This is a genomic window from Umezawaea beigongshangensis, assembly GCF_016464305.1.
In the GTDB taxonomy this organism is placed as follows: Bacteria; Actinomycetota; Actinomycetes; order Mycobacteriales; family Pseudonocardiaceae; genus Umezawaea_A; species Umezawaea_A beigongshangensis.
Genome location: NZ_JAEIOJ010000007.1, coordinates 344,240 through 365,354, shown reverse-complemented (window position 1 = coordinate 365,354; position 21,115 = coordinate 344,240). Strand labels below are relative to the sequence as shown.

The following is a 21,115-nucleotide window of genomic DNA, read 5'->3' as shown; positions in this document are numbered from 1 at the left end:
GCGAGACGTCAGCGCGGGCCGTCGGAGCCCTCGTCGTCGTCCTTCGGAGCGTCGTCTCGCAGCGTGCGCTCCAGCTCCGCCATCGGGTCCTCCAGCGCGGCACGGGTGCGTCCCAGCCGCTCGGAGAACTCCAGCGGGTCGTCCAGGTCGTCGGAGCCGGGCACCAGGTCCGGGTGGTCCCACACGCTGTCGCGGATCGCGGTGCCGTGCTGGTCGCCGACGAGCTTCCACAGCGCGGAGGCCGACCGCAGGCGGCGCGGCCGCAGCTCCAGGCCCACGAGCGTGGCGAACGTCTGCTCGGCCGGGCCACCGCTCGCCCGGCGGCGGCGCAGCGTCTCGCGCAGCGCTGCGGCACCGGGCAGCCGCTCGCCCACGGCCTCGTTCACCACGACGTCGACCCAGCCCTCGACCAGCGCGAGCAGCGTCTCCAGCCTGGTCAGCGCGGCCTTCTGCTCCGGGGTGGTCTGCGGCTCCAGCATCCCGGAGCTCATGGCCTCCTCGATGCTGGCCGGGTTCGCCGGGTCGATCTGACCGGCGAGCTGCTCCAGCGCCGAGGTGTCGACCTTGATGCCCCCGGCGAACTCCTCGACGGTGTCGAGCAGCCGCTGCCGCAGCCACGGCACGTGCGTGAACAGCCGCTGGTGGGCCGCCTCGCGCGCCGCGAGGAACACCACGACCTCGCTGGCCGGGCGCTCCAGGCCCTCGGTGAACTTCTCGATGTTCGCGGGCAGCAGCGCCGCCGTGCCCTCGGGACCGAGCGGCAGACCGACCTCGGTGGAGGTCAGCACCTCGGAGCCCAGCTGCGCGAGCGCGCCGCCGAGCTGCGACCCGAAGGCCATCCCGCCCATCTGACCCAGCATGGACAGCAGGGGGCCCGCGGCCTCCTTGGCCTCGGCGGGCATCGCCTCGACCCACGCGCCGGACACCCGCTGCGCCACCGGGTCGCACAGCCGCTGCCACGTCGGCAGCGTGCGCTCCACCCAGTCCCGCGCCGTCCAGCCCTGCGACACCCGCGTGCCCGTGGGCAGCGACGTCACCGGGTCCAGCCACATCTCCGCGAGGTGCACCGCGTCCGCGACGGTCTTGTCCTGATCGGGGGCGAACCCCGTCGTCGTGGTCTTCGCGGACAGCTGCTGGAGCGCGATCTGCTTGGCGAGGTCGTAGTTGACCGGACCGCTGGACGTGCCCTGGCTGCTCAGCATCGCGCCGAGCTGGCTCAGCATGGAGCCGAGCTGGTTGAAGTCGAAGGGGCCGCCCTGCTGACCGCCCTGGTCCGAGGGCTTGCGGCCGCTGTCGTCCGGGTCGGGCAGACCGAACCCGAAGGGCGTGTTGCTCATGGCTCCACGGTACGCGGACCGGCGAGCCGAGGCGGGTCCGGTTCGCCGACGGCGTGAGACCCGCCCCGGCGGGCGGTGGCTCACGCCGGTCGGACGGGGAGGGTCGTACCCTGTGCGATCGTGAGCGAGCGCAGCGAGGGCAGCAGCGGCACCGGCACCGACGAGAGCGCGGAGCAGCACTTCGCCGGCGCCTCCGCGCCGGTGCCGCCCCCGAGGTCGCGCGGGCTGACCAGGCGGACCTGGACGCTGGTGACCAGCTTCGTCCTCGTGACCGCGCTCGGGCTGCTCGGCGGATTCGCCAGGGTGCCCTACATCGCGCTCGGCCCCGGCCCCACCTACGACACCCTCGGCCAGGTCGAGGGCACCGACGTGGTGCGCGTCGACGGCGAGGAGACCTTCCCCACGGGGGGCGCGCTGACCATGACGACGGTGTCGCTCACCGACGACGTGTCGCTGTTCGGGGCGCTCGGCCTGTGGCTGTCCGGCCGCTACGCGCTCGCCCCCCGCGAGGAGTACTTCAAGCCGGGGGAGTCCGAGGAGCAGGTCGAGCAGGAGAACGTCCGGGCGTTCCAGGACTCGCAGTCCAGCGCGGAGGTCTCGGCCCTGAGCTACCTCGGCTACCCCAAGAAGGTCGTCGTCGCCGAGGTGACGGAGGACAGCCCGGCCGAGGGCGTGCTCTCGCCCGACGACCGGGTGGTCGCGGTCAACGGCAGGCAGATCGCCTCCGCCGACGACGTGCGCACCGCCCTCGCCGAGACGAGGCCGGGCGACCGGGCCGACGTGACCTTCGAGCGCGGCACCGAGGAGCCCAGGACCACCTCGGTCGTCCTGGGCAGCAGCGAGGGCCGCGAGAACGGCTTCATCGGCATCCTGCCGGCCGACCGCGCGGACGTCCCGTTCGAGGTCACGATCAGCCTCGCCGACGTGGGCGGGCCGTCGGCCGGACTGATGTTCGCCCTGTCGATCGTCGACAAGCTCACCCCCGGCGAGCTGAACGGCGGCCAGTCGATCGCCGGCACCGGCGAGATCGACGACCGGGGCCAGGTCGGCCCCATCGGCGGCATCCAGTTCAAGATGACGGCCGCCCGCGAGGGCGGCGCCACCACCTTCCTCGTGCCCGCCGCGAACTGCACCGAGGCGAAGCAGCAGACCCCCGAGGGGCTGCGCCTGATCAGGGTCGAGAACCTGACCGGCGCCGTGCAGGCGCTGGAGGCGCTCACGTCCGGCGGGGACGTGCCCGGCTGCTGAGACCGGTGGCCCGGATCGGGCCACCGGCTCGGCGCGGTCGTCAGGGCAGCGCGGTCGTCAGGGCAGCGGGGGCGAGACGAGCAGCCTGCCGTCCGTGCCGATGCGCAGGGCGATCGGCTGACCGGCGGAGTTGGTCACCAGCGCCGGTGACACCGGCGTGGTCCCGACGAGCCCGCTCCACGACCCGAACCCGTCGTTCGGGGCGACCTGCCGGGTGAACGACACCCCGCCCGTCGCGTCGCGCGCCGCCAGGAAGATCCGGTTCTGCGCCCCGGACGCCCGCAGCGCCGCCACCTCGCCGACGCCTCCCGGCGAGCCCAGGCCGGTAGGCGGGCCGGACCAGCTCCCGCCGACGCTGAACTCGTACACCGTCCGGACGTCGCCGAACTCGCCGCGCCAGAACACCTCCAGCCGCCCGTCGGCGTTCAGGGCGGCGGTGGGCGAACTGGTCACCGCGTCCCCGACCAGCGAGGCGACCGGCCCCCACCCCTGGCTCGGGGTGGCCTGCCACCACCGCAGGACACCCGTCCGGGTGGCGGCGAACAGGGCCAGCCGCCCGTCGGGCCGCCGCACGCACACCGGAGTGCCCCGCACGTCGGGACCGCCGCCGAAGTCCTCCCAGCCGGAGAAACCGGCGTTGACCTCCGTCTGGTAGGCCGTCGACACCCCGCCGCCGGAGTTCTTCACGAACACCTGCAAGCGGCCGTCGGCGTTCTTGCCCACCGCGGGCGCGCCGGTGTGCTGACCGCTCTCGCCGTTGGGGTTGCCGAGGCTCTCCCAGGCGGAGAAGCCCCCGCCGACCGACGTCTGGTAGCTCGTCACGACGTCGTGCGTCTCCAGGTCGACCGCGAACACCTCGACGCGCCCGTCCTGGTTCGACCCGACGGCCAGCGACGGCGCGACCGGGCCGCCGCCGATGGACACCGGCCCGGTGAAGGCCCCGCCCGCGGTCTGCTGCCTCCAGTGGCGCACCGCGCCGCCCTGCGCGGAGAACACGTGCGTCCGCCCGCCACCGTCCTTGCCCGCCCACGCCGTGCCCGCCGGCCACCGCCAGTACTGGCTGCGCAGCCACACCAGCGGCGAGCTGCCCGCCCCGCTGTCCTGCGCGGCGTAGACCCCGTAGACGGCGCTCTTGGTGCTGACGGCCTGCTGCGACAGGTTCTGCGCCCAGCCCTGCGTGCCGTAGCCGCGGTGCTCGACCAGCAGCGGCCGGGTCCCGGTGCCGGTGGCGTGGATCTCGAACGCCGCCCGCGCGAACCTCGCGCAGGCCACGTGGTCCGCGTGGTCGGGCGCGTCCCTCGGGTCCGGCTCCGGGTCCTGCGCGAACACCGCGGTCGGGGCGGAGTCCGCCAGCAGCGCGACCAGCACGGCCGTCAGCCCGGCGCCCGTGTAGACGAGGGACTGCTGCACCGGCGAGCCGGGGTAGACGATGGTGTGCGCCGTCTCCTGAGCGTCGTCCCACAGCCTCGTCAGCGCGTCGAGCTGCAACGAGTCCCCGCCGTCCGGCAGGCCGAGGAACACCAGCTCCACGTGCGGGGCACCGACGAGCACGTCGACCTCCACCGCCCTCCCCGCGAAGGTGCGGCTGGTGCGGGTCCACCGGTCCGCGACACCCGCCATCGAGGCGTAGGCGGCGCACACGCCCGCCCGGCGCTGCGCCGCGTACAGCTCGCGCGTCGTGCCGTTGCCGTTGAACTCACCGGCGGTCACGTAGACCGTCCTGGTCGGCGCACCCCGTTGGACGCCGAGCTGCACGTCGGGGTTGATGAAGATCAGATCGTCGTCCTCGTGCGCGACGACAGCCGTGTTCCGTTCGATCGGAGCAGTCATGTCCGCCCCTCTCCCGTACCCGAACACCTACCCGCGGCGGCACCGCGTTGGTCCGAATGCTAAGGAGGCGGAGGGGTGGACACGGGAGATGCGCGCCTTCCGTCCAGGTCTCGTCCAGGGCCGAGCGCGGGCGGGGCGCACCGGCGCGCCCGCCCGCGCGGCCCGGTCCGACCGGCTACGGCTTGAACGTCTCCAGCAGCGCGTCCGTGAGGTTGGGCGCGAGCTCGGGGTGCTCCACGATCTCGTCCGGCCGCTCCGCGTCGCCCCGCAGGTGCAGCACGCACGCCACGGTGCCGTCGCGCAGCACCGCGGCCACGAGACGCGCCTCGCGGCGCTGCGGGTGCTCGGCGGCGAAGCGGCGGGCGGCCTCGTCGTCCTGCTCGTCGTCGGGGATCTCGTCCTCCGCCTCCGGCGGCAGCACGACGATCTCCTGAGCGAGGGCGCAGCCGCCGACGACGTCCGGCCAGACGATCCCGGCGAGCGCCTCGCCCAGGTCGTCGGCGGGAAGCTCGTCCTGGGCGATGGGCGTCCACGTCGACGCCGGGTCGAGCTGCCCCGCCAGCTCGGGCTGCGAGGTGAGCAGCTCCGCGGTCGGGACGAGGGCGAACAGCTGCGGAGCCTGGTCCCAACCGGCGGAGGAGACGAACTCCTCCACCTCGCGGGCCACGGCGGGCAGCAGTGCGATGGGCTTGTCCGGGGATTCACTGGCTGACACGCGCGACATGCTCCCACCCGCACCGGCCCCGCGCTGTCGGCAGGGGCGAATCGGACAACCGATCGGGGAACCGGACGGGGCGTCCGTAGAGTTGGACAGGCAGAAACTACGCAGAACCGCGATCCAGGAGCGTGCCCCGTGGCCACACGGCCCCCGGTCGGACTGCCCAAGCTGTCCCGACGAAGCCGGATACTGCTCATCATCGGTGTGGTGCTCCTGGTCGGGCTGATCACCGGTTCCAGGTTGCTCGACACCTACGTCAACTGGCTCTGGTTCGGCGAGGTCGGCTTCCGCTCGGTCTACAGCACCGTGCTGCTGACCAGGCTCGCCCTCTTCGCCGGAGTGGGCCTGCTCGTCGGCGGGCTGGTCGCGCTGAACCTGTACCTCGCCTACCGCTCGCGGCCGGTGTTCGTGCCCGTGACCGGCCCCGACGACCCGGTCGCCCGCTACCGCACGGTCGTCGTGCGCAGGCTGCGCCTGTTCGGCATCGGCCTGCCGGTGCTCGTGGGCCTCGTCGCCGGAGCTTCGGCGCAGGCCGACTGGCAGCAGCTCCAGCTCTTCCTGAACTCCACGCCGTTCGGCGTCGCGGACCCGCAGTTCCAGCACGACATCGGGTTCTACGCCTTCCAGCTGCCCTTCTACACGTGGCTGCTGTCGTGGCTGTTCATCGCCACCGCCCTGTCGTTCCTCGGCGCGCTGGTGGCGCACTACCTGTTCGGCGGCATCCGGCTCGCCGGCCGCGGCGGCCAGGTCTCCGGCCCCGCCCGCACGCACCTCGCGCTCGTCGCGGGAACGTTCATCCTGCTCAAGGCCGTGGCGTACTTCTTCGACCGGTACACGCTGCTGTTCTCGAACCGGAACGACAAGTTCGACGGCGCCACCTACACCGACCTCAACGCGGTGCTGCCGGCCAAGCTGATCCTGCTGTGCATCGCCGTGTTCTGCGCCGTGGCGTTCTTCGCGGGCGCGTTCCTGCGCAACATGCAGCTCCCGGCCATCGCGACGGTGCTCCTCGTGCTGTCCAGCGTCCTCGTCGGCGCCGCCTGGCCCGCCGTGCTGGAGCAGTTCTCGGTCAAGCCCAACGCGATCGAGAAGGAGGCCGAGTCGATCAGGCGCAACATCACCGCCACCAAGCAGGCGTTCGCGCTCACGGACGACAAGGTCGAGACAAAACCGTACGAGGGCAAGGAGAACGTCTCCCTCCAGGAGCTGAGCGACGACAAGGCGACGGTCGGCAACGTCCGCCTCCTCGACCCGAACGTGCTGGGCAAGACCTTCACCCAGTACCAGCAGCTCCGGCCGTTCTACGGCTTCCAGGAGAAGCTCGACGTGGACCGCTACACGGTCGGCGGCACCCCCCGCGACTACATCGTGGCGGTGCGCGAGCTGAACACCGCCGGCCTGCCCGAGGGACAGCGCGACTGGATCAACCGGCACCTGATCTACACCCACGGCAACGGCTTCGTCTACGCCGAGGCCAACAAGGTCAGCTCCCCGGCCGACTCCGGCGGCACCGGCGGCTACCCGGCGTTCCAGGCCAGCCAGCTCAACGAGCGCGGCGAGGTCACCCAGGGCGCCATCGAGGTGCAGCAGCCCCGCACCTACTACGGCGAGCTGAACCAGGCACCCGACTACGCCATCGTCGGCGGGCGGCCCGCCGACGCGCCCAACGAGTACGACACCGACACCACCCAGTTCACCTACGACGGCTCCGGCGGTGTGCGGATCGGCGGCGCGCTGAACAAGCTCGTCTTCGCGTCCTACTACGGCGAGCGGAACATCCTGTTCAACTCCGCCATCAGCGAGGACTCGAAGATCCTCTTCAAGCGCGACCCGCGCCAGCGCGTCGAGGCCGTCGCGCCGTGGCTCACCGTGGACACCGACCCCTACCCCGCGGTGGTGGACGGCAAGATCACCTGGATCGTCGACGGCTACACGACGCTGAACAACTACCCCTACGCGGAGCGCACCGCGCTGGGCGAGGCCACCAACGACTCGCTGTCCGGCGTGCCGGCCCAGCGCAACGACGACATCAACTACATCCGCAACTCCGTCAAGGCCACCGTGGACGCCTACGACGGCACGGTCACCCTGTACGCGATGGACGAGCAGGACCCCGTCCTCAAGACGTGGATGAACGTCTTCCCCGGCACGGTCCAGCCCAAGAGCGACATCTCCCGGTCGCTCCAGGAGCACTTCCGCTACCCGGAGGACCTGTTCAAGGTCCAGCGCGAGACGCTGGCCCGCTACCACGTCACCCAGCCGCGCGACTTCTTCTCCGGTGTCGCCTTCTGGGGCGTCCCGTCCGACCCGACCGTCGACAACGCCATCACCACCGAGCAGCTCCAGCAGAGCGCCGCTCGGGGCGCGCGCGACCAGCAGCCGCCGTACTACGTGCTCGCCGGTGACCCGACCGGTGACTCCAACGCGGTGGACTTCCAGCTCACCAGCACGCTCGTCCGGCAGAACCGCGAGTTCGCGGCCGCCTACATGACGGCCAGGTCCGATCCGGACAACTACGGCAAGATCAGCGTCCTCACGCTCAACAACGAGGCCAAGGGACCGCAGCAGATCCAGACGCAGTTCCTGACCTCCGGCGCCGTCTCCAGCGAGCTGAACCTGCTGACCCAGCAGAAGACGACCGTCAGGTACGGCAACCTGCTCACGCTCCCGGTGGGCGGCGGCCTGCTCTACGTCGAACCCGTCTACATCGAACGGGCCAGCCAGAACACCTCGTTCCCGCAGCTCTACAAGGTCCTCGTGAGCTTCGGCGGCGCGGTCGGGTACGCGCCCACGCTGAGCGAGGCGCTGGAACAGGTGCTCTCCGGAGCCGCGTCCCAGGTGCCAGACCCCAGTGGCGACGGCACCGCCACCACGCCGCCGCCGACGAGCACCACGCCGGGCACCCAGGCGCCCGGCAACGGCAACGGCACCAGCCCCGACCTCCAGCAGGCGGCTCGCGACCTCCAGGCCGCGATCGCCACCCTGAGGACGGCGCAGCAGAGCGGTGACTTCGCCGCCATCGGAGACGCCTTCAAGGCGGTCGACGACGCCGGCAAGAGGTTCGACGCGGCGATGGCGGCATCCCCGCCCGCGTCGCAGTCCTCCGTCGCACCCTCGCCGACGCCGACCGGCTGACCTGCGGCAACGCGAACATCGGGTGGCCCGGCACACGTCCGGGCCACCCGATTTGCACTTCCGCGCAACCCCCGCGTAGAGTTCTGCTTACCGACGCGGGGTGGAGCAGCTCGGTAGCTCGCTGGGCTCATAACCCAGAGGTCGCAGGTTCAAATCCTGTCCCCGCTACAAAGTTGGGAAAGTCCTGTCCTTCATTCGAAGGACGGGACTTTTTCGCATTGCCCTGGGGGGCCGAGCCCCCCAGACCCCCGGCAGGGGGTCTTCGTCCCCCTGCACCCCCTCTCGGGCTCGCCTTCGGCTTCGCGTTCGGGCTCGCCTTCGGCTTCGCGTTCGGGCTCGCCTTCGGCTTCGCGTTCGGGTCGGGCTCGCCTTCGGCTTCGCGTTCGGGCTCGCCTTCGGCTTCGCGTTCGGGCTCGCCTTCGGCTTCGCGTTCGGGCTCGCCTTCGGCTTCGCGTTCGGGCTCGCCTTCGGCTTGCTTCTTGGCTTGTGTTTGGGCTGCTTGTTGGCTTGGCTTGGGGGGATTTGGTTTTGTGTGGGGGTGTGTGTACTGTTGGGCTTACCGACGCGGGGTGGAGCAGCTCGGTAGCTCGCTGGGCTCATAACCCAGAGGTCGCAGGTTCAAATCCTGTCCCCGCTACTGCGTGAGAAGTCCCGTCCGGGTGTCCGGGCGGGACTTCTTTTTTGCTCGCCTTCGGCTTCGGCGGGGCGATTTGGTGTTCTCGCGGGTCTTGTGTACTGTTGGTTCTACCGACGCGGGGTGGAGCAGCTCGGTAGCTCGCTGGGCTCATAACCCAGAGGTCGCAGGTTCAAATCCTGTCCCCGCTACTGCGTGAGAGGTCCCCGGAGCCCGTGGCTCCGGGGACCTTCTTCGTTCTCAGGTCATGTTCTCGACCCAGTACTCGATGCAGGTCATGGAGGAGCAGACCCGGCCCCCTCCGCTCACCGTGCGGTTGCGGCGGATCTGCTTGCCGCAGACCATGCACTCGTCCTTGCCCGTCTGGTCCGGGATGCTCCCGCTCGCCCAGGCCCGCGCGCCCCTGACGACCTTCGCGCCGCGGCCGACCTTCGAGTCCATCCACTTGATGCCCATGTCGCACCTCCGGCTACGGCGCGGGCTCCCACAGCCCGCCCACCACCCGCAATGGTCGCACCACTGAGCGTGTTCGCCAGTCCCGTCACCCGTACGTCACCGAGTTGAGGGATCATCCCACCGCCTGGTCGCACAGCTCGGACGCGGTGCGCCACGAAAGAGGTCCGATCGGGTGAGGTTCGACGTGCGTCGTCGGGCGAAACTGCTTGCCGCGCTTGGACTTTCCACCTCGGGTGGACACAGCGGGTCAAGCGGCCGATCGGTTGGTCCACATCGGCGCCGCGCGACGTATGGACACTTTCCGCTGCTCCGCACGGCCCAACCGCGTTAGCCCGTGATCAGCCACAGTGGACAGAACGGCTGACCATTGTGGACAGGACGGCGATGTCGTGGCACCTTTGACGGTGTGTCAGACCTGAATGCGACAGCGGCGGCCCTGTTGGGACTGCTGCACGACGGACCCAAGACCGGTGGCCAGCTCGTGGCTGAGGCCGGGGAGCGCTTCGGTGCGTTCTTCAGCGTCACCCGCAGCCAGGTCTACCGCGAGCTTCCGGCCCTGGCCGACGCGGGCTTGCTCCGCCTCGGCAAGCAGGGGCCGCGCTCCAGCCAGCAGTACGTGCTCGCGGCTGCCGGCAAGAAGGCGTTCAAGGCCTGGTTGCTCTCGCAGCCCGGACCAGACCACCTGCGCAGTCCGCTCATCCTGCGCCTGGTGCACGCCGGTTCCCTGACGGTCAAGCAGCGGGCCGCCCTCCTCGACACCGCGCGCGCCTCCTACAGCGCCGACCTGGACGCGGCCAGGGCGGCCGTGAAGGCCGCGGACGATCCGTACGGGAAGGCGGTGGCCGAGTTCGGCCTGGCTCACGCCAGGGCCGCTCTGAAGCTCCTGGACGCCATCCCGACCGGCTGAACCGCCCCGTCACGCGCCCACCGGTCGCCCGCGGCGACCGGTGCTGGCGTAATCTTCTGCCGTGAACCCGGACGTCGAAGCGGACATCAAGGACCTCTCCACGACCCTCGGCAGCATCGAGGCGGTGATGGACCTCGACACACTGCGCGCTCAGGTCGCCGAGCTGGAGGAGCAGGCAGCCCGGCCCGACCTGTGGGACGACCAGGAGCAGGCGCAGCAGGTCAACAGCCAGCTCGCCCACCGGCAGGGTGAACTGCGGCGCGTCACGTCGCTGCGCAACCGCCTGGGCGACCTCCCCATCCTCTACGAGCTGGCCGAGGACGAGGGCGACGAGAGCAGCGCCGCCGAGGCCGACGCCGAGCGAGCCAAGCTCCGCGAGGAGATCTCCTCGCTGGAGGTCCGCACGCTGCTGTCCGGTGAGTACGACGAGCGCAACGCGCTGGTGACCGTGCGCGCGGAGGCCGGTGGCGTCGACGCGGCCGACTTCGCCGAGATGCTGCTGCGGATGTACTCCCGCTGGGCCGAGCGGCACGGCTACGGCGTCGACGTGTTCGACACCTCCTACGCGGAGGAGGCGGGCATCAAGTCCGCCACGTTCCGGGTGACCGCCCCCTACGCCTACGGCACGCTGTCCGTCGAGCAGGGCACGCACCGCCTCGTGCGCATCTCCCCGTTCGACAACCAGGGCCGCCGCCAGACGTCCTTCGCGGGCGTCGAGGTCGTGCCCGTGGTCGAGCAGACCGACCACGTCGAGATCGACGAGAAGGAACTGCGCGTCGACGTGTACCGCTCGTCCGGTCCCGGTGGCCAGGGCGTCAACACCACCGACTCCGCGGTCCGGCTGACCCACATCCCGACCGGGATCGTCGTGTCCTGCCAGAACGAGCGCTCGCAGCTCCAGAACAAGGCCACCGCCATGGCCGTCCTCCAGGCCAAGCTGCTGGAGCGCCAGCGCCAGGAGGAGCAGGCCCGGATGGACGCCCTGAAGGACACCGGGTCGAGCTGGGGCAACCAGATGCGCTCCTACGTGCTGCACCCGTACCAGATGGTCAAGGACCTGCGGACCGAGCACGAGGTCGGCAACCCCGGCGCCGTGCTCGACGGGGACATCGACGACTTCCTGGAGGCGGGCATCCGCTGGCGCAAGCAGCAGTCGATGGACAACTGAGAACTCCACCGCGGCGGGTGTTCCCAGGCGGGCAGGGGGGCCGGGAGCACCCGTTCACAGGTGCAACGGGGGCTTTACGGCACCCATGAGTAGACTCGCGCCTCGTGATTCGGCTCGAACACGTTTCCAAGGTCTACAAGACCTCCACGCGCCCCGCGCTCGACGACGTCTCGGTCGAGATGGACAAGGGTGAGTTCGTGTTCCTGATCGGACCCTCGGGGTCCGGTAAATCGACCTTCCTGCGGCTGTTGCTGCGCGAGGAGGTGCCGAGCAGGGGACGCGTCTACGTGTCCAACTTCGACGTGGCCAAGATGTCCCGGCGCAGGGTTCCCCGCCTGCGTCAGTCCATCGGCTGCGTGTTCCAGGACTTCCGGCTGCTCTCCAACAAGACCGTCGCGGAGAACGTGGCGTTCGCGCTGGAGGTCATCGGCAAGCCCCGCAACACCATCGTCAAGGTCGTGCCCGAGGTCCTCCAGCTCGTCGGTCTGGAGGGCAAGGCGGATCGGCTCCCGCACGAGTTGTCCGGTGGTGAGCAGCAGCGCGTGGCCATCGCCCGCGCGTTCGTGAACCGCCCGCTCGTGCTGATCGCCGACGAGCCCACCGGAAACCTGGACCCCGACACCAGCCAGGACATCATGCTGCTGCTGGAGCGGATCAACCGCACCGGCACGACGGTCGTGATGGCCACCCACGACCACTCGATCGTCGACTCCATGCGTCGCCGCGTCGTCGAGCTCAGCCTCGGCCGGGTGGTCCGCGACGACGCGCGGGGCGTCTACGGCGTCGGTCGCTGACCCCGAGACACCCTCCCACCCCCGACCCAAGGAACGCCGCCCCCGATGCGTACCAGCTTCGTGTTCAGCGAGGTCGTGACCGGCCTCCGCAGAAACGTCACGATGACGATCGCGATGATCATCACGACGGCGATCTCGCTCGGCCTGCTCGGTGGTGGTCTGCTCGTCGTCTCCATGATCGATAAGATGCAGACCAACTACTCGGGCAAGCTGGAGGTCGCGGTCTACCTGACCAACGACGTCAGCGTGAACGACAAGGACTGCTCGCAGCAGCCGTGCGCCGGTCTCCGCAGCGCCCTGGAGAAGACCTCGGGCGTCGAGTCCGTCGTCTTCGAGAACCGCGAGAAGGGCTTCGAGCGCTTCAAGGCGATCTTCGAGGCGCAGCCCGAACTGGTGAAGCTGGCCAGGCCGGAGGCGATCCCCGCGACCTTCCGCGTCAAGCTGGAGGACCCGGAGCGGTCGGACGTCGTGGTCCAGGCGTTCACCGGCAAGGCGGGCGTGAAGAACGTCGACGACCAGGGCAAGTTCCTGTCGCGACTGTTCGACGTGCTCAACGGCATCCGCAACGCGGCCTTCGCCATCGCGCTCGTGCAGGCGTTCGCCGCCCTGCTGCTGATCTCCAACACGATCCAGGTCTCCGCGTTCACCCGCAGGACCGAGGTCGGCATCATGCGCCTGGTGGGCGCGACGCGGTGGTACACGCAGCTGCCGTTCCTCATCGAGGCGGTCGTCGCCGGTGTCATCGGCGCCCTGGTCGCCGTCGTCGGGCTGATGCTCGGCAAGGCGTTCTTCCTCGACCGGGTGCTGCGCGACCCGATCCAGTCGGGCATCCTGCCCCAGCTCGGGCAGCTCGACGTGCTGCTGATCTCCCCGTACCTGCTGCTCACCGCGATCGTGATCTCCGCGGTCACCGGCTACGTCACGCTCCGCCTGTACGTCCGCCTTTAACGGGTGGCCTGATCACGTAAAATCGCCGTCATGGTCAAGGAACGCGGCAGGAAGGTGATCGCGTCGAACCGCAAGGCTCGGCACGACTACACCGTCCTCGACACCTACGAAGCCGGAGTCGTGCTCGTCGGCACCGAGGTGAAGAGCCTCCGCATGGGCCGCGCGTCCCTCGTGGACGCGTTCGCCTCGGTGGACGACGGCGAGATCTGGCTGCACGCGCTCCACATCCCCGAGTACGTGGCGGGGACGTGGACGAACCACGAGGTGCGGCGCAAGCGCAAGCTGCTGCTGCACCGCAACGAGATCGAACGGCTGATCGGCAAGACGAAGGAGAGCGGGCTCAGCCTGATCCCGCTCCAGATGTACTTCTCCGACGGCTACGTCAAGGTCGAGCTGGCGCTCGCGAAGGGCAAGAAGTCCTACGACAAGCGCCAGGACCTGGCGAAGCGCGACGCCACGCGCGAGATCGCCAAGGCGCACGGCCGCGCTCTCAAGGGCCGCTACTGAGCGGTCCGGCCACCGACGCGGACATCCCCGGCCGGCTCGCCGGTCCGGGGACTCCGGGTCCGGTGCGCCCGCACGCCGGCGGCGTGCCCGTGCTGATCCACTGTGGACACGGGCTCGCGCCGGGCGCGCACACCGGGCCCGCCGTGTTCGCCGGGGCGCCCCGGTGCGACGCCGCGGGCGGCCGCGCGGCGCTCGGCAGCGACTTCCCGGCCGTCCCCCGCGCCTGCGCCGAGCAGGTCCGCGCGATCACCGGCTGAGCCGCGAGCGCCCACCGCCTCGGCGGCCCGTTCCCCGCACCGCTCCCCGCACCGCTCCCTGCACCGCTCCCCGCGCTGTTTCGCGCGCCGTCCCGCGCGCCGTCTCGCGCGACACCCCGGTCCGGTCGGCTCGCGCACGGACGCCGCGGCGGCGGCGAGGTTGCGCCCCGGTGCGTCGGTACCGGCAACTCTTCCCCCGGATCACCGCGCGCTTGCCACGCCGATCGCGGCACGGGAAAGATCACTTGCGCACGACCCGAGCTGTTCAGAGCCCACCGCCGTCCGGAGTTCCGCGGTGCGCGTCGTGTCGTCCTCCCCGTGATGTGCCGAACCCCGCTCGTCCAGCGTCGAAGGGTCTCCCCGTGTCGTCCCGCGCTGCCCTGGTGTCCACCGGGGCCATGTGCCTCGTCGTGCTCACGTTCTCCGCCACCGCCCCGCTGGCGGCGTTCGGCTCGGCACCGGCGCTCGTCCTGGCGTTCTGGCGCAACGCCATCGGGCTGGTCGTCATCACGGCCGTGGCGCTGCTGACCGACCGCGCCGAGCTGTTCTCGCTGTTCCGCTCCGGCCGGCGCCGCGACCTGCTGCTGTGCTTCGCCGCGGGGTCGTGCCTCGCGCTGCACTTCGCGGCGTTCATGCCCAGCGCGCAGCTCACGTCCGTGGCCACCGCCACCGCCCTGGTGTCCACCCAGCCCGTGTGGCAGGGCCTCATCGCCGTCGGCCAGGGCCGTCGGCTGCCCGCGCTGACCTGGCTCGGGACCGGCATCGCCGTGCTCGGCTCGATCGCCGCGGCCGGGGCCGACGTCAGCGTGGAGGGCACGGCGCTCATCGGCGACCTCCTCGCCGTCGTCGGCGCGATCGGCATGGCCGGGTACGCGGCGCTGGGGGAGCGGGCCCGCACCGGAACCGGCACCACCACCTACGCCACGATCTGCTTCGCGACCTGCACGTTCTGGCTGCTGGTGGCGTGCCTCGCCGGTGGTCTGCCGCTCGTCGGCTTCGACACGCCCACCTGGTTCGCCATCGCCGGGCTCGTGCTGCTGCCGCAGCTGCTCGGCCAGACGTCGATGAGCTTCGTCCTCGGCCGGGTGTCCGCGACGACGCTGAGCGTGGCCCTGCTGATGGAGGCACCCGTCGCCGCCGTCGTCGCGCTGGTGTGGCTGGGTCAGGTGCCCGCGCTCGTCGCGCTGCCCGGTCTGCTGCTCGTGCTCGTCGGGGTCGCCGTCGTCGTCGGCGGGGACGCCCGAGCCGCGCGCCGCGCCGCCGCGAACCCGGAGCCGTGGCGCATCGCGGGACACCTCGACGATCCGGCGTGGGCGCCGCTCGCCCTGGCCGAGGCGCAGACCATCACCCTGAGGGTCGTGCCGGCGGGAGCCGACGACCCGACCGTGCAGAACCTGCGTCCCGTGAAGGCGTGGCCCGCCGCCTACGCCAGGTCGAGGTAGGTCAGGACGGCCCGCACCCGGCGGTGCTCCGACGAGCTCGGCTCCAGGCCCAGCTTCGCGAAGATGTTGCCCACGTGCTTCTCCACCGCGCCGTCCGACACCACCAGAGCCGCGCCGATCGCGCCGTTGGACATGCCCTGCGCCATGAGGCCCAGCACCTCGCGCTCCCGCTGCGTCAGCGAGTCCACCGGCTTGCGGCGGCTGCGCGCCATCAGCTGCGTGACGACCTCGTGGTCGATGCTCGTGCCGCCCGCCGCGACGCGGCGCAGCGAGTCCACGAACTCCGCGACGTCGGCCACCCGCTCCTTGAGGAGGTACCCGACACCGCTGGCGCCGCCCGCGAGCAGCTCCACCGCGTAGCGCTCCTCCACGTACTGCGACAGCACCAGCACCGGCAGACCCGGCACGCGCTTGCGCGCCTCGATCGCCGCCCGCAGGCCCTCGTCGGTGAACGTCGGCGGCATCCGCACGTCCACCAGCGCCAGGTCGGGCCGGTGCTCCCGCACGGCGGCCAGCAGGGCGTCGCCGTCCTCGACCGCCGCGACCGTCTCGATGCCCTCGTCGGCCAGCAGGCGCTGCACGCCCACTCGCAGCAGCACCGAGTCCTCGGCCATCACCACGCGCACGGCAGCTCCGCTCTGATCACCGTCGGCCCGCCCACCGGGCTCAGCACCACCACGACGCCGTCGATGGTGGCAGCCCGGTCCGCCAGCCCGGCGAGCCCACCCCCCGGCCGGATCTCGGCGCCGCCCCTGCCGTCGTCCACGACCTCCACCAGCAGACCCGTCGGCACCCGGCGCACGGTCACCTCCGCGCGGGTCGCGTTCGCGTACTTGCCGACGTTGGTCAGCGCCTCCGCCACCGTGAAGTAGGCCGCGCTCTCCACCGCCGTCGGCGGGCGCGGCTCCACGTCCACCGTCAGGTCCACCGGCACCGGGCACTTCGCCGCCAGCGACGACAGCGCCGCGTCCAGCCCCCGGTCGCCCAGCACCGACGGGTAGATGCCCCGCGCCAGGTCCCGCAGTTCGGAGATCGCGAGCTTCGCGTCCGCGTGCGCCTCCGCGATCAGCTCCCGCGCGGCCTCCGGCTCCGAGTCCAGCTTCGTCCTCGCCCGGCCCAGGCCCATCGCCACCGCCACCAGGCGCTGCTGCGCGCCGTCGTGCAGGTCCCGCTCGATGCGCCGCCGCTCCGCCTCGGCGGCCTCCACACCGCGCGCCCGGCTCGCGTGCAGCCGGGCCGCCTCCGCCGCCAGCACCGAGTTCTGCGACGGTCCCAGCAGCGCCGACGCCAGCGCTCCGTGCGTCCGGCCGAGGAAGCGCAGCACGTGCAGCGTGCCGTAGCCCAGCAGCACCCCCAGCCCCGTCACCGGCAGCGCCGAGAAGAAGCCGTCGATCACGTACAGGCCACCGGCGACGTGCACGTCGAACGGGTAGTGGTAGATCGTCACCGGCAGGGCGATCAGCCCGGCCGTCCCGGAGATCATGGCCACCACCAGCGCGAACTCGACCACACCGAGCGGCAGGAGCAGCAGGAAGTACGCCACCTCCCGCCACGTCGCCGGGTCGGACACCAGCACGCGCGCCCGCGCGAGCACCCCGCCCCGCGGCGACGGCCGGTACGGCGGCGGGACGTCCACCCCCAGAGCCGCGCGCACCCACGCCCGCTCCAGGTGGGCCGCGCCGCGCGCGGTGCTCAGCGTCAGGACCAGCAGCGGTACGCCCACCCAGACCACGAGCAGACCCGTGCTCACCGCCAGCATCGTCACCAGCAGCACGAACCAGAAGATGCCCGTCACCAGGTTCAGCAGCAGGTAGCCCGCTGTCGCTGCGACGTGCGGAGTGCGTGTGGTCATGTCCCCACCTCGTGTGGCCGGATGTGCTCGTCCAGCATCTCGTCGTCACTCGTCCGAGACCATGAGGTCAGCCAGCGTGGCGCTGGTGGGGGCAGCCCTACCCCGCGCCGCGACGCTGGGAGTGAACTCGCTCGACGGAGGCGTTATGCTGGGCGCAGAGCAAGTGGACACACCACGGGGGTGAACGGTTTCGACTTTGTGCGTCGACTCAGGGGAAGCGTGCCGGTGCAGGCGAGAGACCACCGCAAGCGTCATCGCAAACCAATAAGCGCCAAGGCTAATAACCAGCGCGCGTTCGCCCTCGCCGCCTGAGGCTAGGAGCAACGCTGTCGGCCCGGAAGTGCCTCCGTTCCGGTCGCCGGCATCAGCTAGGAGGCTCACCGCCACTCCCGGTCACGGGGAGTGGTCGGGAAACTCACAGTGACTGGGCCCGTCACAGCGAACTCGTCCGTGTGATCGCGGGGGCCGAGTAGAGGCATAGCGGACTGCGCACGGAGAAGCCCTGATGAAACGGCGAAGGACCCGGGTTCGATTCCCGGCACCTCCACTCGACGAACGGCCCGCGCTCGCGAAGAGCACGGGCCGTTCGTCGTTCCGGAACCGCGAGTTGAGCGTTCGAGCACGTCGAGTTGAGCGTTCGAGCACCGCGAGTTGACCGTTCAGGCACCGCGGGCCGGGCGTTCGAGGCCGGGGCCGGGCTCTGCTCGTGCTCCGGGGGCCAGCGTCGCCAGTTCCGCTCGCAGGTTGTGACGTGCTCTCCGCTCCAGCTCAGCGGCCCTCGTGTAGATCCGGGGTCTGGTCAGGAGGGCTCGCAGGACCCTCGCCCTGCCGCTGGCCCATGCCTCGTCGTCGTACCTCGCGTACTCCCGGCGGACCGCTCTCGCGTAGGCGTCGTAGGTGCTGGCGTCCGCCGCCAGGACGGCCAGGTCGGCGTCCAGGAGGATCGCCTCCAGGTCGTCCTCCGGTTCGTGGGTGATCGTCGCCAGGACCAGGGTCTGGACCCTCGTGATCAGATCGCGCGCCAGTCCCGCCCTCGTCAGCGTCTCGGCCGCCCAGGCCGCGCTCGCCCGCTCGTCCTCGCCCGCCGCGCCCTCGTAGACCACGTCGTGGGCGCAGATCGCCAGCGCGAGGAGGTGCCGTTCCTGTGCGGGCAGGCTCGCGGCCGGTCGCTCGGCCGCCGTCAGCACGGCTCGGACGTGGTCCGCCGTGTGGTGGTGGCGGTGCGGTTCCGCGTAGCGGGCCACCAGGTCCGCGCCGCCCGTCGGCGTGCCGCCCAGTGCGGCGATCGCCCCGTCCCAGTCCTCGTCGATCACCGGACCTCCAGCGTCGTGGTCGGGTGCTGCTCCGCTCCCGCCGCGCGTGCACGGGCGCTCCGCCCGCTCCACGAGAAGCGTCCAGCACGTGACGTCGTCCGTCACGTCACCTTCCGTCACATCACCGTCCGTGATGTCACCGTTTGGCCGGTGGTGCCGTCATCGGGTCCTCGGGCCAGCGGTGCTTGGGGTAGCGGCCCCGCAGCTCGGACCTGACCAGCGGATACCCCGTGCGCCAGAACGACGCGAGGTCGGCCGTCACCGCCGTGGGCCGACCGGCGGGGGACAGCAGGTGCAGCACGACCGGCACGCGTCCGCCCGCGATGCGCGGCGTGTCGGTCCAGCCGAACACCTCCTGCACCTTCACCGGCAGCGCCGGGCCCGAGCCCGCGTAGTCGAGCCGGATCCGCGAACCGGACGGCACCTCCACCCGATCGGGCGCCAGCTCGTCCAGCCGCCCCGCCTCCGGCCACGGCAGCAGCTGCCGCAGCACGTGCCCGGCGTCGACGCGGGCCAGGTCCGCACGCCGGCGCGCGTCGCCCAGCCACTCGTCCACCCGCGCGAGCAGCGCCTCGTCGTCCACGGCGGGCCACGGCTCGCCCAGCGCGTCGTGCAGGAAGGAGACCCGTTCGCGCAAGCGCCGGGCGTCGTCGTTCCAGCGCAGCAGACCCGTGCCCTCCGCGCGCAGCCCGGCCACGACCGCCGCGCGCACCGCGGCGGCGTCGGGGTGGCGCAGCGGCTCGTCGGACAGCGGGATCGCGCCCAGCCGCCGGACCCGCCGCGCCACGACGTCCCCGGCCCAGCTGACCTCGTCCGTCGTGGTCAGCAGGGCGGGGGCGGCGCTCACGGCGAGTTCCTCGTCGGCGCGGGCGGCGAGCCTGACCCGGCCGTCGCTGCGACCCGGCTGCCGGTCGGCGACCGCCACGGCCAGCCACTCCGCGTCGCCGAGTCCACTGCCCGGCGCCACCTCCACCGCCGTGCCGCCCGCCATCAGGTACACCGGTGACCCCGCCGACCTCCTGCGCGCCAGCCGCTCGGGCTGCGCCAGCGCCACGACGAGCGCGGGATCGGCCGGACCTCGGCCACCGCCGTCGACCAGCGCGGCCAACCGGCGCGTCTCCCGCTGCCAGCGCCGCGTCCGGTCGCCCGAACCGGACCGCAGCGCCCGCAGGGCGGCCGACACCTCGGCGCCCTCGGCCAGGGTGTCGTCGTCCAGCAGCGCCACGACCTCGGCCGCCGAGCGCGCGCCGACCCGTGCCGCGCCGTCGAGCAGCGCCCGCGCGAGCCGCGGGTGCAGACCCAGCCCGGACATCCGCCGACCGCGCTGCGTGGCGCTTCCGGCGTCGTCGAGCGCGCCCAGGGCCGTCAGCACGGCCCGTCCCGCAGCCAGGGCGCCCGGCGGCGGCGCGTCCCACCAGCCCAGGCCGCTGCCGTCCGGTGTGCCCCAGCACGCCAGCTCCAGCGCCAGCGCCGTCAGGTCGGCGGTGCGGATCTCCGGCTCCGGGTAGCGGGGCAGCGTCGCGTGCTCGTGCTCCGGCCAGCACCGGTAGACCGTGCCGGGAGCCTCGCGCCCGGCCCGGCCCGCACGCTGGTCGGCGACCGCGGCCGACACGCGGACCGTCGCCAGGCCCGACATGCCGCGCCGGTGGTCCACCCTCGGCACGCGCGACAGCCCCGAGTCCACCACGACCCGGACGCCCGGCACGGTGAGGCTGGACTCGGCGATGGCGGTCGTCAGCACCACCCGCCGCCGCGGCCCCTCCCGCAGCGCGTCGTCCTGCGCCCCGGCCGCGAGCCGCCCGTGCAGCGGCAGCACGTCGACGTCGTCCAGGCCGAGCATCCCGCTCACCCGGTGGATCTCGGCCGCTCCCGGCAGGAACACCAGCACGTCACCGTCCACCTCCGACAGCGCTCGGCGGGTCGTCCGCGTCACCAGGGACTCGATCCGCTCACCGCGCGCCGGAGCCGCGTACCGCACGTCGAGGGGGAACGTCCTGGCCTCCGCGCGCAGCACCGGCGCGTCGCCGAGCAGGTCGGCCAACCGGTCCGCGGCGACCGTCGCCGACGTCGCCAGCAACCGCAGGTCCGGACGCAGCCCCTCCCGCGCGTCCAGCAGCAGGGCCAGCAGCAGATCGGCGTCCAGGTGCCGCTCGTGGCACTCGTCGAGCAGGACCGTGCCCACCCCGGACAGCTCGGGATCGGACTGCAACCGGCGCACCAGCAGGCCCGACGTCACGACCTCGACGCGGGTGTCCCTCGACGTCCTGCGGTCGCCGCGCACCGAGTAGCCGACGGTCCCGCCCACCTGCTCGCCCAGCAGGGACGCCATGCGGGCCGCGGCGGCGCGGGCCGCGAGCCGACGCGGCTCGGCGACGACGACGCGTCCGCCGCCGGCGGCGGCCAGCGCCAGCGGTACGAGCGTGGTCTTGCCCGTACCGGGAGGCGCGACGAGCACGGCCGTCCCGTGCCCGGTCAGGGCGGAGACGACGTCGCCGAGCACGGCGCGGACCGGCAGGTCGGGCAGGACGGGGAGATCGAGCGGCTGCACGGTGAGCCAGTGTGCCGCGAC

At 72.0% G+C, this 21,115-nt stretch carries 17 protein-coding genes, 3 tRNA genes and 1 other RNA gene; 13 read left to right on the top strand and 8 right to left on the bottom strand.

Translation table 11 applies throughout. The annotated features are described in order from the left end of the window. Positions 1–8: 8 nt before the first annotated feature. A complete protein-coding gene (locus tag IMZ35_RS19670; RefSeq protein WP_199442567.1) occupies positions 9–1,337 on the bottom strand; it encodes a zinc-dependent metalloprotease in 1,329 nt (442 codons plus the stop codon). A gap of 120 nt (positions 1,338–1,457) precedes the next feature. Between IMZ35_RS19670 and IMZ35_RS19665 the strand changes: the two genes are divergently transcribed. Beyond that, positions 1,458–2,585 (top strand): YlbL family protein, encoded by a 1,128-nt coding sequence (locus IMZ35_RS19665; RefSeq protein WP_307868418.1) that lies wholly within the window; start codon positions 1,458–1,460, stop codon positions 2,583–2,585. A 57-nt stretch (positions 2,586–2,642) separates the two neighbouring features. On the opposite strand, the gene IMZ35_RS19660 is transcribed toward IMZ35_RS19665, so the two are convergent. Continuing rightward, complete coding sequence (locus IMZ35_RS19660; protein WP_199442566.1) at positions 2,643–4,415, bottom strand: DUF8189 domain-containing protein; 1,773 nt, start codon at positions 4,413–4,415, stop codon at positions 2,643–2,645. A gap of 175 nt (positions 4,416–4,590) precedes the next feature. Further along, entirely contained in the window at positions 4,591–5,139 is a 549-nt protein-coding gene (locus tag IMZ35_RS19655; protein ID WP_199442565.1) for a PPA1309 family protein, read from the bottom strand. Between the two features lie 129 nt (positions 5,140–5,268). On the opposite strand from IMZ35_RS19655, the gene IMZ35_RS19650 reads away from it, so the two are divergent. The 4 genes from IMZ35_RS19650 (at position 5,269) to IMZ35_RS19635 (ending at position 9,093) form a co-directional block, all read left to right on the top strand. Continuing rightward, entirely contained in the window at positions 5,269–8,268 is a 3,000-nt protein-coding gene (locus tag IMZ35_RS19650; RefSeq protein ID WP_199442564.1) for a UPF0182 family protein, read from the top strand. Positions 8,269–8,362: 94 nt separating this feature from the next. Further along, positions 8,363–8,436 (top strand) — tRNA-Met (locus tag IMZ35_RS19645). Positions 8,437–8,831: 395 nt separating this feature from the next. After that, positions 8,832–8,905: transfer RNA gene (locus tag IMZ35_RS19640), tRNA-Met, on the top strand. A gap of 114 nt (positions 8,906–9,019) precedes the next feature. Further along, positions 9,020–9,093: transfer RNA gene (locus IMZ35_RS19635), tRNA-Met, on the top strand. A gap of 49 nt (positions 9,094–9,142) precedes the next feature. Here IMZ35_RS19635 and IMZ35_RS19630 read toward each other — a convergent pair. Next, a complete protein-coding gene (locus IMZ35_RS19630; RefSeq protein ID WP_199442563.1) occupies positions 9,143–9,358 on the bottom strand; it encodes a hypothetical protein in 216 nt (71 codons plus the stop codon). A gap of 406 nt (positions 9,359–9,764) precedes the next feature. Here IMZ35_RS19630 and IMZ35_RS19625 point away from each other — a divergent pair, with 406 nt between their 5' ends. The 7 genes from IMZ35_RS19625 to IMZ35_RS19595 all read left to right on the top strand — a co-directional run bounded on the left by IMZ35_RS19625 (position 9,765) and on the right by IMZ35_RS19595 (position 15,381). After that, entirely contained in the window at positions 9,765–10,265 is a 501-nt protein-coding gene (locus tag IMZ35_RS19625; protein WP_199442562.1) for a helix-turn-helix transcriptional regulator, read from the top strand. A 61-nt stretch (positions 10,266–10,326) separates the two neighbouring features. Continuing rightward, positions 10,327–11,433: a peptide chain release factor 2 gene (gene prfB / locus IMZ35_RS19620; protein WP_199442561.1), complete on the top strand. Its 1,107-nt coding sequence runs from the start codon at positions 10,327–10,329 to the stop codon at positions 11,431–11,433. Between the two features lie 104 nt (positions 11,434–11,537). After that, positions 11,538–12,227 carry a cell division ATP-binding protein FtsE gene (gene ftsE, locus IMZ35_RS19615; protein ID WP_199442560.1) on the top strand — a complete coding sequence of 230 codons (690 nt, stop codon included), beginning with the start codon at positions 11,538–11,540 and terminating at the stop codon, positions 12,225–12,227. 45 nt (positions 12,228–12,272) lie between these two features. Next, the gene (gene ftsX / locus IMZ35_RS19610) at positions 12,273–13,175 is read left to right on the top strand and encodes a permease-like cell division protein FtsX (protein WP_199442559.1); all 903 of its coding nucleotides are present in this window, start codon (positions 12,273–12,275) and stop codon (positions 13,173–13,175) included. 30 nt (positions 13,176–13,205) lie between these two features. Beyond that, entirely contained in the window at positions 13,206–13,682 is a 477-nt protein-coding gene (gene smpB, locus IMZ35_RS19605; protein WP_199442558.1) for an SsrA-binding protein SmpB, read from the top strand. Between the two features lie 62 nt (positions 13,683–13,744). Beyond that, complete coding sequence (locus IMZ35_RS19600) at positions 13,745–13,939, top strand: hypothetical protein (protein ID WP_199442557.1); 195 nt, start codon at positions 13,745–13,747, stop codon at positions 13,937–13,939. Positions 13,940–14,301: 362 nt separating this feature from the next. Next, positions 14,302–15,381 carry a DMT family transporter gene (locus IMZ35_RS19595; RefSeq protein ID WP_199442556.1) on the top strand — a complete coding sequence of 360 codons (1,080 nt, stop codon included), beginning with the start codon at positions 14,302–14,304 and terminating at the stop codon, positions 15,379–15,381. On the opposite strand, the gene IMZ35_RS19590 is transcribed toward IMZ35_RS19595, so the two are convergent. After that, the gene (locus IMZ35_RS19590) at positions 15,363–16,007 is read right to left on the bottom strand and encodes a response regulator transcription factor (protein ID WP_199442555.1); all 645 of its coding nucleotides are present in this window, start codon (positions 16,005–16,007) and stop codon (positions 15,363–15,365) included. The genes IMZ35_RS19595 and IMZ35_RS19590 overlap by 19 nt on opposite strands. Next, positions 15,995–17,233, bottom strand: coding sequence for a sensor histidine kinase (locus IMZ35_RS19585; protein WP_199442554.1), 1,239 nt, complete (start codon positions 17,231–17,233; stop codon positions 15,995–15,997). The genes IMZ35_RS19590 and IMZ35_RS19585 overlap by 13 nt, the downstream gene beginning before the upstream one ends. A gap of 176 nt (positions 17,234–17,409) precedes the next feature. On the opposite strand from IMZ35_RS19585, the gene ssrA reads away from it, so the two are divergent. Continuing rightward, positions 17,410–17,783, top strand: a transfer-messenger RNA (tmRNA) gene (gene ssrA, locus IMZ35_RS19580). A 109-nt stretch (positions 17,784–17,892) separates the two neighbouring features. Here ssrA and IMZ35_RS19575 read toward each other — a convergent pair. Continuing rightward, the gene (locus IMZ35_RS19575) at positions 17,893–18,651 is read right to left on the bottom strand and encodes an HD domain-containing protein (RefSeq protein ID WP_307868412.1); all 759 of its coding nucleotides are present in this window, start codon (positions 18,649–18,651) and stop codon (positions 17,893–17,895) included. 31 nt (positions 18,652–18,682) lie between these two features. Beyond that, entirely contained in the window at positions 18,683–21,094 is a 2,412-nt protein-coding gene (hrpB, locus tag IMZ35_RS19570; RefSeq protein ID WP_307868410.1) for an ATP-dependent helicase HrpB, read from the bottom strand. Positions 21,095–21,115: the final 21 nt, after the last annotated feature.